This window comes from Curtobacterium sp. MEB011, from assembly GCF_030209655.1.
Classification (GTDB): domain Bacteria; phylum Actinomycetota; class Actinomycetes; order Actinomycetales; family Microbacteriaceae; genus Curtobacterium; species Curtobacterium poinsettiae.
This window is the reverse complement of the sequence record NZ_JARVRN010000004.1, coordinates 156635-172312: the sequence shown is the minus strand read 5'-3', so window position 1 is coordinate 172312 and position 15678 is coordinate 156635. Positions and strand designations below refer to the sequence as shown.

At 69.9% G+C, this 15678-nt stretch carries 16 protein-coding genes; 11 read left to right on the top strand and 5 right to left on the bottom strand.

Features of this window, described 5'->3' with window-relative positions:
- Window positions 1–50 precede the first annotated feature (50 nt).
- The 5 genes from QRN30_RS06425 to QRN30_RS06405 all read left to right on the top strand — a co-directional run bounded on the left by QRN30_RS06425 (window position 51) and on the right by QRN30_RS06405 (window position 3516).
- Entirely contained in the window at window positions 51–413 is a 363-nt protein-coding gene (locus tag QRN30_RS06425; RefSeq protein ID WP_308159306.1) for a GNAT family N-acetyltransferase, read from the top strand.
- A gap of 20 nt (window positions 414–433) precedes the next feature.
- On the top strand, window positions 434–1069 hold the full coding sequence (gene tsaB, locus QRN30_RS06420; RefSeq protein WP_284760672.1) for a tRNA (adenosine(37)-N6)-threonylcarbamoyltransferase complex dimerization subunit type 1 TsaB: 636 nt from the start codon (window positions 434–436) through the stop codon (window positions 1067–1069).
- Complete coding sequence (gene rimI, locus QRN30_RS06415; protein WP_017885488.1) at window positions 1066–1611, top strand: ribosomal protein S18-alanine N-acetyltransferase; 546 nt, start codon at window positions 1066–1068, stop codon at window positions 1609–1611. Before tsaB ends, rimI begins: the two co-directional genes overlap by 4 nt.
- Window positions 1598–2653, top strand: a complete 1056-nt coding sequence (gene tsaD / locus QRN30_RS06410; RefSeq protein ID WP_031259030.1) for a tRNA (adenosine(37)-N6)-threonylcarbamoyltransferase complex transferase subunit TsaD — start codon at window positions 1598–1600, stop codon at window positions 2651–2653. The genes rimI and tsaD overlap by 14 nt, the downstream gene beginning before the upstream one ends.
- 86 nt (window positions 2654–2739) lie before the next feature.
- On the top strand, window positions 2740–3516 hold the full coding sequence (locus QRN30_RS06405) for a DUF4190 domain-containing protein (RefSeq protein WP_284760671.1): 777 nt from the start codon (window positions 2740–2742) through the stop codon (window positions 3514–3516).
- Between the two features lie 49 nt (window positions 3517–3565).
- Here the strand turns inward: QRN30_RS06405 and QRN30_RS06400 are convergent, their stop codons facing one another.
- Entirely contained in the window at window positions 3566–4768 is a 1203-nt protein-coding gene (locus tag QRN30_RS06400) for a class I SAM-dependent methyltransferase (protein WP_284760670.1), read from the bottom strand.
- Window positions 4769–4927: 159 nt separating this feature from the next.
- Here QRN30_RS06400 and groES point away from each other — a divergent pair, with 159 nt between their 5' ends.
- Together groES and rarD are read left to right on the top strand one after the other, a co-directional pair.
- On the top strand, window positions 4928–5224 hold the full coding sequence (gene groES / locus QRN30_RS06395; RefSeq protein WP_017885484.1) for a co-chaperone GroES: 297 nt from the start codon (window positions 4928–4930) through the stop codon (window positions 5222–5224).
- Between the two features lie 175 nt (window positions 5225–5399).
- Window positions 5400–6362, top strand: a complete 963-nt coding sequence (rarD, locus tag QRN30_RS06390) for an EamA family transporter RarD (RefSeq protein ID WP_284760669.1) — start codon at window positions 5400–5402, stop codon at window positions 6360–6362.
- Window positions 6363–6446: 84 nt separating this feature from the next.
- Here rarD and QRN30_RS06385 read toward each other — a convergent pair whose 3' ends face one another.
- The 4 genes from QRN30_RS06385 to guaB all read right to left on the bottom strand — a co-directional run bounded on the left by QRN30_RS06385 (window position 6447) and on the right by guaB (window position 11295).
- Window positions 6447–7775, bottom strand: a complete 1329-nt coding sequence (locus QRN30_RS06385; RefSeq protein WP_031259028.1) for an ABC transporter substrate-binding protein — start codon at window positions 7773–7775, stop codon at window positions 6447–6449.
- Between the two features lie 309 nt (window positions 7776–8084).
- Window positions 8085–8486, bottom strand: coding sequence for a VOC family protein (locus tag QRN30_RS06380; RefSeq protein ID WP_194653272.1), 402 nt, complete (start codon window positions 8484–8486; stop codon window positions 8085–8087).
- Window positions 8487–8680: 194 nt separating this feature from the next.
- The gene (locus QRN30_RS06375) at window positions 8681–9586 is read right to left on the bottom strand and encodes a type IV toxin-antitoxin system AbiEi family antitoxin (protein WP_284760666.1); all 906 of its coding nucleotides are present in this window, start codon (window positions 9584–9586) and stop codon (window positions 8681–8683) included.
- A gap of 206 nt (window positions 9587–9792) precedes the next feature.
- Window positions 9793–11295, bottom strand: coding sequence for an IMP dehydrogenase (guaB, locus tag QRN30_RS06370; RefSeq protein WP_071250165.1), 1503 nt, complete (start codon window positions 11293–11295; stop codon window positions 9793–9795).
- A gap of 326 nt (window positions 11296–11621) precedes the next feature.
- On the opposite strand from guaB, the gene QRN30_RS06365 reads away from it, so the two are divergent.
- Genes QRN30_RS06365 through QRN30_RS06350 form a run of 4 tightly spaced genes read left to right on the top strand, consistent with a single transcriptional unit; the run spans window position 11622 to window position 15629 of the window.
- Window positions 11622–12932, top strand: coding sequence for a branched-chain amino acid ABC transporter permease (locus QRN30_RS06365; protein ID WP_017885478.1), 1311 nt, complete (start codon window positions 11622–11624; stop codon window positions 12930–12932).
- A 12-nt stretch (window positions 12933–12944) separates the two neighbouring features.
- Entirely contained in the window at window positions 12945–13931 is a 987-nt protein-coding gene (locus QRN30_RS06360; RefSeq protein WP_017885477.1) for a branched-chain amino acid ABC transporter permease, read from the top strand.
- Complete coding sequence (locus tag QRN30_RS06355) at window positions 13924–14826, top strand: ABC transporter ATP-binding protein (protein ID WP_017885476.1); 903 nt, start codon at window positions 13924–13926, stop codon at window positions 14824–14826. Before QRN30_RS06360 ends, QRN30_RS06355 begins: the two co-directional genes overlap by 8 nt.
- Window positions 14823–15629 carry an ABC transporter ATP-binding protein gene (locus QRN30_RS06350; protein ID WP_017885475.1) on the top strand — a complete coding sequence of 269 codons (807 nt, stop codon included), beginning with the start codon at window positions 14823–14825 and terminating at the stop codon, window positions 15627–15629. The genes QRN30_RS06355 and QRN30_RS06350 overlap by 4 nt, the downstream gene beginning before the upstream one ends.
- Window positions 15630–15678: the final 49 nt, after the last annotated feature.

The following is a 15678-nucleotide window of genomic DNA, read 5'->3' as shown; positions in this document are numbered from 1 at the left end:
CGTTCCTCGTCGAGGCCGACCTGACCCTGGCCGGGCTCGACGTCCCGACCGTGCGGCTCTGGACCGACCGCGCCGACGACGGCAGCGTGATCGGCAGCACCGGCTTCGAGTCGAGCGCGGACGGCGTGCACGTCCTCGTCCGCAGCGTGGCCGTCGCTCCGCAGCACCGCGGGTCCGGAGCCGGCACCCGCCTCGCACGGTTCGCGATCGACCGGGCCACCGAGGCCGGCGCCCGGCGTGCGTGGCTGTTCTCCCGTCGCTCCGGTCCGTTCTGGCAGTCGCTCGGCTTCGCACCCGCGGACCGACAGGCCCTGGCTGCCGCGCTGCCGGACACCCACCAGGTCCGCCTGTTCCGCCGGACGGGGCAGCTGGAGCACGAGGTCGCGTGGTCCCTGGGACTGCCGGTGCGCTGACCGCCGCCTACGATGGACGGGTGCTGCTCGCGATCGACACCTCCGCCGGGACCTCCGTCGCCGTCGTCGACCCGGTCACCGGCCAGGCCCTCGCGACCCGCGACACCGAGGACAGCCGCCGGCACGCCGAGGTGATCGGCCCGTTCCTCGCCGACACCCTCGCCGAGGCGGGCATCACCGGCGCCGAGGTCACCGGTGTCGTCGCCGGCATGGGTCCGGGCCCCTTCACCGGCCTGCGGGTCGGCATCGCCGCCGCCCGCACCTTCGCGGCAGCCCGCGGCGTCCCCGTCCTGCCGCTCGTCAGCCACGACGCCGTCGCCCTCGACCAGCGCGTCGCCGGCCTCGCCGGCCCCTTCGTCGTCCTCACGGACGCCCGCCGCCGCGAGGTCTACTGGAGCGCCTACGACGCCGACGGCGTCCGCGTGGCCGGCCCCGGACTCGCCAAGCCCGCCGATCTCGACGACGCGATCCGCGCCTCCCGGCCCGCAGCCGTGGACTGGGACCGCGTGACCGTCACGTCCATCCCGGCCTGGAGGCTCGGCGCGCTCGCCGCGGGCCGACTCGCGTCCGGCGCGGCGTTCGACCAGGACACCCCCCTGTACCTGCGTGACCCCGACGTCACGGTGCCCGGTGCGCCGAAACGGGTGAAGCAGTGACCCTGCCGGACGCGCTCCGCCTGCGCCGAGCCCACCCGCAGGACCTCGACGACATCATGTGGCTCGAGCACGTCTCGTTCCCGACGGACGCCTGGTCGGCGTCGCAGATGTCGGGCGAGCTGTACTCACCGCACGGGTACTACGTCGTGATCGAGACCGTCGACGACACCGCAGCGCCGATGGTCGTCGGGTACGCCGGACTCTCGTCCCTGGCGGGCAACCCGGTGGCCGACGTGCAGACCATCGCGGTCGCCGCCGATCAGCGCGGCAAGGGGCTCGGACGGGTCCTGTTCACGGAACTGCTCGACGAGGCCCGGCGCCGCGGTGTGCGTGAGGTGTTCCTCGAGGTGCGGGCGGACAATCCCGTGGCGCAGGCAATGTACACGGCGTTCGGGTTCGAGCACATCGCGACCCGGCCGCGCTACTACCAACCGGACGGCGTCGACGCGTGGGTGATGCGGGCGGAGCTGCCCGGCCCGGACGCGGAACCGTCGTCGGACGTCGGACCCATCGGACAGGAGGCCCTCGGTGAGCGCGACTGAACCACTGGTGCTCGGCATCGAGACGAGCTGCGACGAGACGGGCGTGGGGATCGTGCGGGGGAACACCCTGCTGGCGAACGTGATCGCCTCGAGCATGGACGAGCACGCGCGCTACGGCGGGGTCGTGCCCGAGGTCGCCGCACGGGCCCACCTGGAGGCGATGACCCCGACGCTGCACGAGGCGCTCGAGCGTGCCGGCGTCACCCTCGACGAACTCGACGCCGTCGCAGTGACCGCCGGGCCGGGTCTGGCTGGAGCGCTCATGGTCGGGGTGGGGGCAGCGAAGGCGCTCGCCGTGGCCACGGGCAAGCCGCTGTACGGCGTCAACCACCTGGTCGGGCACGTCGGTGCCGACGTGCTGCGGGAGGACGGCAGCGAGATCGAGCTGCCGACGATCGCGCTGCTCGTCTCAGGTGGGCACACGTCGCTGCTGCTGGTGCGGGACCTGGTCGGTGACGTCGAACTGCTCGGCGAGACGATCGACGACGCGGCGGGCGAGGCGTTCGACAAGGTCGCGCGGCTGCTCGGACTGCCCTACCCCGGCGGCCCGCAGATCGACCGGGCCGCGGCCGAGGGCGACCCGACGGCGATCCGGTTCCCCCGCGGGCTGACGCTGCCGAAGGACATGGCCGCACACCGGTACGACTTCTCGTTCTCGGGGCTGAAGACCGCGGTGGCACGCTGGGTCGAACGCTGCCGCGACGAGGGCCGAGAGGTGCCGGTGGCCGACGTCGCCGCGAGCTTCCGCGAGGCCGTCGTCGACGTCCTGCTCACCAAGGCCCTGAACGCCTGCCGCGACACCGGTGTCGACCGGCTGCTGCTCGGTGGCGGCGTCGTCGCGAACGCCCGGTTGCGGCAGGTCGCCGAGGAACGCTGCGCGGCCGTGGGCGTGCGGCTGCGGATCCCGCCGTTCGACCTGTGCACGGACAACGGCGCGATGATCGCCGCCGTCGGCGCCCGACTCGTGGCCGAGGGGCACGCGCCGAGCGACCTCGGCATCGCGGCGGACTCGACCCTGCCGGTGACGACCGTCCAGGTCTGACCAGTTCGGCCCCGGTCCTTCTGGGGGAGCCTGTGGGAGAATTCACACGGGCGTCGGAGAGACCGGACGCCCGAGAGGGGTGGACGGTGTCCGATCAGAACGAGTGGCCGAAGCCGGGCGAGACGCCGAACGGCGCGGCGAACGGACAGCCCGACGGTGCACCCGCCCCGGACGCCCCGCAAGCACCTGACGCGCCGCAGGCCCCGTCGGCTCCGGAAGCGCCCCAGAACCCGTACGGCCAGCAGCAGAACCCGTACGGCCAGCCGCCGCAGCAGCAGAACCCGTACGCCGCTCCGCAGCAGCAGAACCCGTACGCCGCTCCGCAGCAGCCGCAGCCGAATCAGTACGGTCAGCAGCAGAACCCGTACGCCGCTCCGCAGCAGCAGCCGCAGCAGCCGAATCAGTACGGTCAGCAGCAGAACCCGTACGCGGCCCAGCAGCAGCAGGCGTACGGCGCACCGCAGAACCCCTACGGTCAGCAGCAGAACCCGTACGCGCAGCAGCAGCAGCCGTACGCGGCCAACCCGTACTCGTACCAGCCCTACGCGCAGCGCCCGAAGACGAACGTCCTGTCGATCCTGTCGATCGTCTTCGCGTTCGGCGGCGTCATCATCTGGCCGATCATCATCCTGACGAGCCCGGCCGGCGCGATCATGGGCCACATCGCCCTCGGCAAGATCAAGCAGAGCGGCGAGGGCGGCCGTGGCCTGGCGCTCGCCGGCATCATCGGTGGCTGGGTCCTGACGGGCCTGTTCATCCTGATCGTCGCCCTGGTGTGGATCTCGATCGCGAACTCGTCGAACTACTCGGACTACTCCGACTACTCCGACTACAGCTCGAACACCGGGGCCTTCGTCAGCTGACGTCGCCGCAGGGCGACGGAGGCCGCGAGCGGCCCCCGGCCCCCGGCCGTCAGCCGACCGTGTCGGTGAGCCGCTCGCACAGGATCGCCGTGTGGCGTCCCTCCAGGCGGGTGAGCACGAGTGTGACGCGACCCGATCCGCGCAACCGCAGCCGTTTGCGGAACTGCGCCGGGTCGACGTCGACGCCGCGCTTCTTGATCTCGACGGTGCCGATGCCGTCGGCGGCGAGCCGCGCGGCCAGCCGCTTGACGTCGAGCGGCATCGTGTCGTGCACCCGGAACCCCTGCGCGAAGGGTGTCGTGACGGCCCGGTCGGACGTGACGTAGGCGATGCCGTCGGACAGCATGTGCCCGTCGAGGCCCCTCGCCAGGTCGCCGATCAGTCGCGCGCGGATCACGGCGCCGTCCGGCTCGTACAGGTAGGCGCCGAGCGGTCCGACCTCGGCGTCGTCGGCGTCTGCCGCTCCGGTCATCTCGGCGATGCCGTGGCTGCCGATGACGGTGGCCGCGCGGCGTATGCCGGGCCGTGCGAGGGGGCCGAACCACAGGGCGAGCTCGACGACCTCGCGGTCGACGGAGGTCCACTGGGCCTCGGCGGTGTCCGGGATCAGGTCGCGGTCGATGCCGGGTCCGAGCTTCACGCCGGTCGGTGTCGTCGTCGCTGCGGCGAACACCGTGTCGAGCGAGGGGGACCAGTCGTCCGGGTCGGCGAGCCGGCGGGTGTCGGAGTGGCCGGAGGTGCGTCGTGCGGGGTCCATCCACGCGCCGTCCACCGAGGACAGGTCGAAGGACTCGGCGTCGCCGAGCTCCACCCGCGCGTTCGGCCAGAGGGCCAGGTTGTGGGTCGCGACGGCAGCCGTGACCTCGTCGCGGTCGACGGCGGTGACGTCCAGGTCGAGCGCCGCCATCGCCATGGCGTCCCCGCCGATGCCGCAGCCGAGATCGGCGACCCGGGTGAGCCCCGCGGCGGCGAAGCGTCCGGCGTGCTGGGCCGCGACCTGTAGTCGGGTGGCCTGCTCGAGACCGGCCTCGGTGAAGAGCATCCGGGACGCGAAGTCACCGAACTTGCCGCGGGCCTTGAGCCGGAGCTTCGCCTGGGTCAGTACGGCTGCGACGAGCCGTGGGTCGTGGCCCTCGGCGCGCAGCCGGGACACCACGCGGACGATCTCGCCGCCGTCGGAGACACCGGGGGTACGGTCGAGCAGGGCCATCCCGTCCGGGGTCAGCAGTGCGGTGAGTTCGGCGGCGTCCATGCGTCGATCCTCGCAGGTGCTGCGTGTTCTCCGGGTGTGCTGGCACTCGGATTGACCGAGTGCCAGTGGCCCCCTAGAGTTGACGTTGGCACTCTCCTGTGCGAAGTGCCAACCGGTTTTCATCTGTACCGAGTCCGTACCGAGAAAGAAGAGGTCACCGTGGCCGTCAGCATCAAGCCGCTCGAGGATCGCATCGTCATCCGCCAGGTCGAGGCGGAGCAGACCACCGCTTCCGGTCTGGTCATCCCCGACACCGCGAAGGAGAAGCCCCAGGAGGGCGAGGTCGTCGCCGTGGGTCCGGGTCGCATCGACGACAACGGCAACCGCGTCCCGCTCGACGTCGCCGTGGGTGACAAGGTCATCTACTCCAAGTACGGCGGAACCGAGGTCAAGTACTCGGGCGAGGACCTGCTGGTCCTGTCGGCCCGCGACGTCCTCGCGGTCATCGTCCACTGAGTCCAGTACGCATGACGGACGCCCCGTCCGGCCTTCGGGCCGACGGGGCGTTCGTGTGTCCGGGGCCGGTCTGCAGAGCGCTCCGGTCCTGATCAGCCCGCTTGCAGCCCGCTTGCAGCCCGCCTGGAGGCCCGGTGCACGTCCCTGGGACGGCGGTCGTTCCTAGGATGGTTCCGTGAGTGAACCGAGTCCGGCGCGACCCGTCCGCAGCGAGGCATCCGTCGGCGTGGTGCAGGCCGTCGTGGCCTACGGGCTCTGGGGGCTGATGCCCCTGCTCTTCGCGGCCATGGCCCCCGCGGCGGCGTTCGAGATCGTGTCGTGGCGGATCGTCTTCGGTCTGGTGTTCTGCGCGGTGGCGATCGCGGTCACCCGGTCGTGGCTCCGCACCCGCACCTTGGTGGCTCAGCGCCGCGTGATGCTCGTGATGGGGCTCGCCGCCGTCCTGATCCTGGTGAACTGGACCGTCTACGTCCTCGCGACGACGACCGGTCACACGGTCGAGGCCGCGCTCGGGTACTTCATCAACCCGCTCGTCACGATCGCCCTCGGGGTCGTGGTCCTGCGCGAACGCCTGCGTCCGGCGCAGTGGGCCGCGGTCGGGTTGAGCGTCGTGGCGGTCGTGGTCATCGCGATCGGCTACGGGCAGATGCCGTGGATCTCGCTGGCCCTGGCGTTCTCGTTCGGCCTGTACGGCTTGGTGAAGAAGCGCGTCGGCGGCACCGTGGACGCGCTGAGCGGCCTGACGATCGAGACCGTGTGGCTGCTGCCGATCGCGGTCGTGGCGCTGGTGGTGCTCGGTGTGACCGGGCTCGGCGGCGGCGTGACGTTCACGAGCGAGGGCTGGGGGCACGCTGTCATCACCGTGCTGACCGGGCCGGCGACCGCGGTGCCGCTGCTGCTCTTCGCCTCGTCGGCGCGCCGGGTGAGCCTGTCGACCCTGGGCTTGACCCAGTACCTGGCACCGGTGATGCAGCTGCTCGTCGGGGTCCTGGTGCAGCACGAGGAGATGTCGGCCGGGCGCTGGTTCGGCTTCGGCATCGTGTGGCTCGCGCTCGTGGTGCTGACGGCGGACTCGTTCGCCGCCGCACGCGCGTCCCGCCGCCGGGCGCTCGCACCCACCCCGGCCGAGCCGGTCTGACCCGGTCTCCACCGCGAAAGCGACAGGCCCCCGCGGAACTTCCGCGGGGGCCTGTCGCTTTCGCGAGCGGTGCTGGGCTGAACCCTACTTCTTCACCGCACCCTGGATGGCGCTCTGGTAGACGGGCTTGTTGTCGCCGTCGAACTTGTAGATGCCGATGTAGGCGCTCGACGGGTCGTTGTTGTCGTCGAACGGACCGATGCCGGACGGGCCGGTGTAGTGGATGTCCTTGCCGTCGTCCAGGAGCGTCTTGCACTCCTTGAACGTCGCACACTCCGTGCCGCCGTCAGCTCCCGAAACCGCAGCCATGTTGGCCTGGATCGTGCCGGAGTCGGTGCCCTTGCCCTTCACCGCAGCGAGGGCGGCGAGGACCGTGGCGTCGTACGACTCGGCCGCGTACGAGTAGTCGGCGAGCGTCTTGCCCGACGAGTCCTTGTAGAACGCGGCGAGCTGCTTCTTGAAGTCGTCCTTCGGCGAGGCACCGGGGATGGTGCCCTGGGCGCCGCTCAGGGTGCCCTTGTCGAAGTCCTTCGAGTAGTCCGCCGTGTTGCCGTCGGACATGTAGATCTTCGCTTCGTTCCCCTGCGAGACGAGCTCCGGGATGATCGACTTCGTCTCGTCGAAGGCCAGGACGACGATCGCGTCGGGCTTCTGGGCCAGTGCCGCGGTCACCTCGGACGAGAACGTGGTCTGGCCGGGCGGGAACTCCTGGCCCTCGCCCTTGCCGCCGTAGACGACCTGGCCGCCCGAAGCCTCGACCGCGGCCTGCACGGAGTTGCGGAGGCCGGTGCCGTACGTGTCGTTGAAGACCAGGAAGGCGACCTTCGCATTGCCGTCACCGGTCACGAGCTGACCGAGCGCGGAACCCTGCACCGAGTCCGGCGGTGCGGTCCGGTAGTAGTACGACGAGTACCCGGAGAGGTCGCTCGCCGTGTTCGCCGGCGAGATCTCGACGATGCAGTTGCTGGTCAGCTGGTCGATGACGTTCAGCGTGACGGACGAGGACTCGGCGCCGATCGCGACCGGGACCTTCGCGTTGACGAGCTTCGTCGCCGCGGAGCTCGACACGGTCATGTCGTTGCTGTCACCGGAGTCGGTCGCCGGGTCGATCGTGACGTCCTTGTCGAGGACACCGCCCGCGGCGTTGATGTCCTTGACGGCCAGGCCGACACCGGACTCGGCCGGCGGGTTCAGGTAGGCCAGCGAACCGGTCAGGGGCAGGATCGTGCCGATCTTCAGCGCGTCCGTGCCAGGGGTGTCGGGGGCCTTGCAGCTGGCGGCGGGATCCTTCTTCGCATCGCTCGACGCCGAGCTCGAGGGGGAAGCACTGCCGGTGGTGGAACACGCGGCGAGGAGGACGGCTGCTGCGCCCGCCAACGCCAGTGCCGCGGTGGCACGGGTGGTTCTGATCATCCGTGGAGCCCTTTCTCTGCGCGGAGGCTGTGCCGCTTCGGGTGAATGCGACGCCTCCACTGGATGTCGAGAAACGTAGGGTCCATGTGTTTCGCCCGTGTGACGGGGCGGTACGCAAAGGTGTTTCGTTACCGAGCCGTGACGTTCCTGTGCGTGGGGACAGGCATCCGTGCAGGAGCTGCGGTGCCGGCGTGGTGCCCTGACCTGGGCCAGGCGGATGGTCCGGCAGGGTGTTCGGGAGGCCCGGGGGCGCGCCGGTGGACGGCGGGCCGGTCAGCCGTGCTGGCCCGGCCAGCCGTGCTGGCCCGGTCAGCTCTGCTGTCCGGCTTCCTCGTCGAGTTCGGCCTGGGACCGCAGGACGCAGAACTCGTTGCCCTCCGGGTCGGCGAAGACCACCCATCCGCCGTCCGGGTGGCGCAGGTCGGCGAGCTCCACGGCACCGATGCCGCGGAGCCGCTCGATCTCCTCGTCGCGGGTGCGGTCGGTGGGGCGCAGGTCGAAGTGGATCCGGTTCTTCACGGTCTTCGTCTCGGGCACCTGGAGGAACAGCACCGTGTGCGATCGATCGGGTGCTGTGATCTCGCACTCCTCGTGCCCCGGAGCGTTCGGGTCGTCGGGCAGGTCCACGTACCCGAGCACCTGCTTCCACCACTCGGACTGGGCGTAGGCATCGCGGGAGTCGATCGTGGTGTGGGAGACAGCGCTGACCATGCCGCGACACTACCGCCGGGGAACGCAGCTGCGGGGGACGGGGCGGGGGACGGGGCGGGCGACGGGGTGAAGACGCCGTCGTACTGCTCCGACGCCGCGGTGCTCGCGAGACGCCGCCGAATCCGGCGGCGTCTCGGGGACTCGGCGGCGCCCAACCCACACGACGGCGTCTCGCGCTGTCCGCCAGCCGCTGCTCACGAGCCCGGCTGGCGACGTGCGCTGATCGGCGCTGCGCGGAACAAGGGGAGCCCGGCAGTCGACAGCACCGCAGCCAGCGCTCGTGCATCCGCAGCCTCCCGCATCGTCCACCGCGCGAACCCGCGCACCTCGGGTAGCCGTCGGAGCGCGTCCTCACGGTTCTTCTCGTCCCACAGCGCTCGAGGGTCGTCGTACTTCAAGCGACCGTCGAACTCCCCGATCACCCCGGCGTCGGGCCACCAGAAGTCCGTCCTGAACCTGCCGAGCGGTGTCTCGAACTCGCGCTGCAGCTCCGGAGCAGGACCCCCGAGGTCACCGGCGGTGACGCGGCTGATCGACTCGCCGGGCGATTCGGCACGGGCATCGGCGAAGTCGATCGCGGCGGCAGCCTGTCGGCATCCGCGCAGGCGCCCGGGTGGTCCGAGCGCGGCGAGTGCGGCGACGAGCCCTTCGCGGCCGACCAGGGCAGACCGGAGCACGTGGTCGAGCACGACGACGGCGTGGGTGAACGACTGTCGACGCGCGATGTCGAGCACGGTCCGCTCGAGCGAGGTCGTCGGGATCCCGTCGACCACGACGCGTTCGCCGTTCCGGATCCGCCCAGCGTGACGGACGACGCCTCGACCGGTGTGCGTCTTGTCGAGCCGGACGTCGATCACGTGCAGCCGCCAGTCGGTCGCGTCGAAGTCAGGCAAGCCCCAGAGCGCCGCGGCCGAGGTCCCCGAGACGACGCACTCGGACTGCAGGGACCCGTACCGTGCGCGGACGAACAGTCGCCGGCGTTCCAGGGGTGAGAGCGCCTCCCACTCCGGACGTTCGACGGCGGCGCCGTGGAACAGGCGTACCGGCTCGTGCAGGGCCGACGGGACACGGACCAGTGCTGTCCGGGCGAGCGCGTTCATCCCCGCAGCATGGAACGCGACCACGGCGCGAGGCGACTCGCACACCGGACCGGTGGAGAGCCTCCAGGCCGTTGCCGCCTGTGGAGGAGTCGCAAGACGCCGTCGTCTCCGAACCACGCCCGGAAAGCGTTGAGACGCCGCCGGATTCGGCGGCGTCTCAACGACACGACGGCGTCTTGCGGACCAGAACCGGCCCGGCCCGCGGTCTAGCTGCGGTAGTTCGGCGCCTCGACGACCATCTGGACGTCGTGCGGGTGGGACTCCTTGAGCCCCGCCGCCGTGATGCGGACGAACTTGCCACGGGCCTTCAGCTCGGGGATCGTGCGACCGCCGACGTAGAACATCGACTGCCGCAGCCCACCGGTCAGCTGGTAGACGACGTTGCCGACCGAGCCGCGGTAGGGCACCTGGCCCTCGATGCCCTCGGGGATGAGCTTGTCGTCGTTCGGCACGTCCGCCTGGAAGTAGCGGTCCTTCGAGTACGAGGTCTTCTTGCCGCGGGTCTGCAGGGCCCCGAGGGACCCCATGCCGCGGTAGGCCTTGAACTGCTTGCCGCCCACGAACACCAGGTCACCGGGGGACTCGTCGGTGCCGGCCAGCAGTGACCCGAGCATGACGGTGTCGGCACCGGCGACCAGGGCCTTCGCGATGTCGCCCGAGTACTGCAGGCCACCGTCGGCGATGATCGGCACGCCGGCTTCACGTGCGGCGAGGGACGCCTCGTACACGGCGGTCACCTGCGGCACACCCACACCGGCGACGACGCGCGTGGTGCAGATCGAGCCCGGGCCGACACCGACCTTGACGGCGTCGACACCGGCGTCGATGAGCGCCTGGGCGCCCGCGCGGGTGGCGACGTTGCCGCCGATGACGTCGATCGCGTCGAACGTCGGGTCGGCCTTGAGACGGCGGACCATGTCGAGCACGCCTTCGCTCTCACCGTTGGCGGTGTCGACGACGAGCACGTCGACGCCGGCGTCACGCAGGGCCTCGGCGCGCTGCCAGGCGTCGCCGAAGAAGCCGATCGCGGCACCGACGCGGAGCCGGCCCTCGTCGTCCTTGGTGGCGTCCGGGTACTGCTCGCTCTTGTCGAAGTCCTTGACGGTGATGAGGCCGCGGAGCTTGCCCTCGGCGTCGACCAGCGGCAGCTTCTCGATCTTGTGCTGGGCGAAGATGGCGATCGCCTCTTCGGGGTCGATGCCCTCGAGCGCGGTGATCAGCGGCGTCTTCGTCATGACGTCGCGCACGTACGTGGTGGCCTGCTCGAACGTGGCCACGAAGCGCATGTCGCGGTTCGTGATGATGCCGACGAGGGTGCCGTCCTGCTCGACGACCGGCAGGCCGGAGACACGGAACTGGCCGCAGAGCGCGTCGACCTCGGCCACGGTGGCGTCCGGGGTGGTGGTCACCGGGTTGGTGATCATGCCCGACTCGGAGCGCTTGACCTTGTCGACGTAGGCAGCCTGGTCCTCGATGGACAGGTTGCGGTGCAGGATCCCGATGCCGCCCTGGCGCGCCATGGCGATGGCCATGCGGGCTTCGGTGACGGTGTCCATCGCGGCGGAGAGCAGCGGGACGTTGACGGAGATCCGCTTGGTGAGCCGGGACGCGGTGGACGCCTCGCTCGGGATGACGTCGGTGTGCCCGGGCAGGAGCATGACGTCGTCGTACGTGAGTCCGATGAATCCGAACGGATCCGGCTGGTCCATGGGTCCCCTTCGTGGGCGAGTGAAGTGTCGAGACACCGGGAACACGACGACGGGTTCCGGATAGGACATGGTAACGCGAGCGGCTGTCGCCGCATTCCGCCTGGAGGCACGGATCGCGCCCGCCCCGGAGCATTCCTCCACAACGTCACAGTTCGGGTACGAATCACACAGGGAACGTGTTGGAAACACGGGTGTCACAAAATCCCCATAGGTTCCTCGTCATCCGAACGAGAGGCTCTTCCGTGGGATCCATCACTCCTCCGGGACGGGCGCAGCCGCGCCTGTTCCGCCTCCGCCAGACACGACGACGACCGGTCCTCGCGGCCGTGCTCGTCGCCGCGTTCCTGGCGACCTTCCTGATCGACTGGGCGGTCACCCTGCCGGCCTTCAGTGCCACGTCGGCTCCGGCCACCAGCCAGGCGTGCACCGTCAGCCCCGACAACGGGTGCATCCAGGGCACGATCACCGACTCCGAGCGTGATCCGGCCGAGGGCGTCGACGTCGACGTGACCGGCCCGAGCGGCTTCGACCAGACGGCCACGACCAACGCCGACGGCCGCTGGTCCGTCAAGGTCGAGACCGCTGGCGAGTACACGGTGAGCGTCGACCAGGGCACCCTGCCGAAGGGGCAGTACCTGACGAACGCCGCGGACGCCGAGCGGAAGGTGCAGGCGACGCTGAACGCCAACGTCGGGCAGATCTTCCAGCTGTCCGACCAGAAGGGCGCGACGACCTCGTCCGACTCGTCGGGTGTGAGCATGCAGCGGGCCTGGCAGCAGTTCGCCTCCGGGCTCCGGCTCGGCCTGCTGATCGCGCTGGCGTCCATCGGGCTCTCGCTCATCTACGGCACGACGGGGTTGTCGAGCTTCTCGCACGGTGAGCAGGTCACCCTCGGCGGTCTGCTGGCGTACGTCTTCGCCAACCAGCTCGGCTGGAACATCTGGGTCACCGGCATCGTCGTCACGCTGTTGTGCGCCGCGACCGGGTACCTGCAGGACGCCGCGATCTGGCGCCCGCTCCGGCGCCGACGCATCAGCCTGACGCAGCTCATGATCGTGACGATCGGGCTGTCGATCGCCGCCCAGTACGCGTTCCAGTACTTCTTCGGCGCCTCGACGGTCCGCATCCAGCAGGGCAACCCGGAGACCGTGCGGTTCGCCGGCGTGACCCTGACGGTGCAGTCCTACGTCGCCATGGGGATCGCGCTCGTGGTCCTCGTCGCCACCGGGCTCTTCCTGGCGAAGACGCGCTTCGGCCGGGCCACCCGCGCCGTGTCGGACAACCCGGCGCTCGCCGCGGCCTCCGGCATCGACGTCGACCGGGTGATCCGCTTCGTGTGGACGCTCGCCGCCGGCCTGGCGGGCCTGTCCGGCGTGATGCTCGGGCTCGTCCTGAACGGCGTGAACTGGCAGACGGGGCTCCAGCTGCTCCTGCTCATGTTCGCCTCGGTCACGCTCGGCGGCCTCGGTACCGCGTACGGCGCACTGGTCGGCTCGATGATCATCGGGGTCGTCGTGGAGCTCACGAACCTGGTGCTCCCCGGTGACTTCAAGTACGCCACCGCCCTCGTCATCCTCATCCTCATCCTGCTGTTCCGGCCGCAGGGCATCTTCGGCCGCGCCGAGCGGATCGGCTAAGGGAGCACGCGCATGGACTACATCCTCAACCTGCTGTCCTCGCTCACCCAGGAGGCACTCGCCCCGACCACGGCGGCGTTCGCGCTGGCCGCGATCGGCCTGAACGTGCACTTCGGGCTCACCGGGCTCGTGAACATGGGCCAGGCGGCGTTCCTGCTGCTCGGGGCCTACGGCTTCGCGATCTCGATCACCAACGGACTGCCGTTCGTGATGGCGGTGCTCATCGCCCTGCTCGTCTCGATCGTGTTCGCGATCATCCTCGGCGTCCCGACCCTGCGGTTGCGCGGCGACTACCTGGCGATCGTCACGATCTCCGGCGCCGAGATCATCCGCATGGTGGGCCGCTCGAGCCTGCTCACCTCGACCACGGGCGGCTCGAACGGCATCACCGGGTCGAGCTACCGCGACCCGTTCACCGCCCTCAGCCCACTGCCCGACGGCACCACCACGATCCTGTGGTTCACGTACGCCAACAACGGCGTCAACGGCTGGTGGATCCGCATCGCGGCGTGGGCCATGGTCGCTCTGTTCACCCTGGTGCTGTTCCTGCTCATGCGCAGCCCGTGGGGCCGCGTGGTGAAGGCCATCCGCGAGGACGAGGACGCCGTCCGCTCGCTCGGCAAGAACGTCTACTCGTACAAGATGCAGGCGCTCGTGTTCGGTGGGGCGCTCGGTGCGATCGCGGGCATCATCTACGTCCTGCCGAGTTCCGTGCAACCGGACGCCATGGGCCGCTCGATGACGTTCTTCATCTGGACGGCGCTCATCCTCGGTGGCGCGGCGACGGTGTTCGGACCGGTGCTCGGAGCCGTGCTCTTCTTCGTCGTCCGGCTCTTCATCCGCACGCTGGCCGGCGACTTCATCCCCGACTCGATCATGAACGCACAGCAGGCCGAGCAGTTCTCGTACGTGCTCGTCGGCGTCGCGCTCATGCTGCTCATCGTGTTCCGTCCACAGGGGTTGCTCGGCAACAAGAAGGAGCTGACGTTCAGTGTCTGAGACCTACGGCCACCCCAAGGCCGACCCGATCCTCACCGTCGACGACGTCACCCGCCGCTTCGGGGGCATGACCGCCGTGGACGTCGACCACCTCGAGGTCCAGCGCGGCTCCATCACCGCCCTGATCGGCCCGAACGGCGCCGGCAAGACCACGTTCTTCAACCTGCTCACCGGATTCGACAAGCCGAGCCCCGGTGCGAAGACGCAGTTCAACGGCGCCACGCTGCAGAAGACGAGCGCGACGCACATCGCGAACAAGGGCATGGTCCGCACCTTCCAGCTGACCAAGGCCCTGTCGCGGCTCACCGTGATGCAGAACATGCTGCTCGGCGCTCGCGACCAGCCCGGCGAGAACTTCTTCGCCGCCCTGGTCAAGCCGGTGTGGGCGAAGCGGGAGCGCGAGATCACGGCCAAGGCCGAGGACCTGCTCGCCCGGTTCAAGCTCGACACCAAGGCCGACGACTACGCGGGCTCGCTGTCCGGCGGGCAGCGGAAGCTGCTCGAGATGGCCCGGGCGCTGATGTCCGACCCGACGATGATCATGCTCGACGAGCCGATGGCCGGCGTGAACCCCGCGCTCACCCAGTCGCTCCTCGGGCACATCCAGTCCCTGCGCGACGACGGCATGACCGTGCTGTTCGTCGAGCACGACATGCACATGGTCCGGCACATCTCGGACTGGGTGGTCGTGATGGCCGAGGGCAAGGTCGTCGCCGAGGGCCCGGCGGACACGGTGATGGACGACCAGGCCGTGATCGACGCCTACCTCGGTGCGCACCACGACACCGACCTGGGTGACGACTCGCTCCTCACCGAGGAGACCTTCGAGGAACTGGCAGAGGAAGTCGCGGAAGAAGACGCGGCGGACGCAGCAGCAGAGGAGACGACCCGATGACGGACCAGGCGGACCCCACGAACGCGAGCAGTGCCTCCAGTCCGTCCCCGGCGGCCACGCTGGAACGCGAGCCGGTGCTCAGCGCGAAGAACCTCGTCGCCGGCTACCTGCCGGGCGTGAACATCCTGAACGGCTGCGATCTGGACTGCTACCCGGGCGAGCTCATCGGCATCATCGGGCCGAACGGGGCGGGCAAGTCGACGCTCCTCAAGGCGCTGTTCGGGCTCGTGTCCATCCGCGAAGGCTCGGTGACCCTGCAGGGTGACGACATCACGAACCTCAAGGCGAACAAGCTCGTGCAGGCCGGTGTCGGCTTCGTGCCGCAGACGAACAACGTGTTCCCGTCGCTGTCGATCGAGGAGAACCTGCAGATGGGGCTGTACCTGCGGCCCCGGAAGTTCACCGAGCGGCTCGAGGTCATCTACGACCTGTTCCCGGTCCTCGCCCAGCGGCGGAACCAGCGGGCCGGATCGCTGTCGGGCGGTGAGCGGCAGTCCGTCGCGATGGCCCGGGCGCTGATGATGGACCCGAAGGTGCTGCTGCTCGACGAGCCGAGCGCCGGACTGTCCCCCGTGCGTCAGGACGAGACGTTCCTGCGGACCCGCCGAATCAACAAGGCCGGTGTGTCGATCATCATGGTGGAGCAGAACGCGCGACGCTGTCTGCAGATCTGCGATCGTGGGTACGTGCTCGACCAGGGGAAGAACGCGTACTCGGGCACCGGGAAGGAACTCGCTGACGATCCCAAGGTCATCGAGCTCTACCTGGGGACGCTCGCCAAGGACGTCGACGCACAGCGCTAGCGCTGTCGTCGGCTACGGGTACCGCTGTGGGGGTGGTATCCGTGACGGG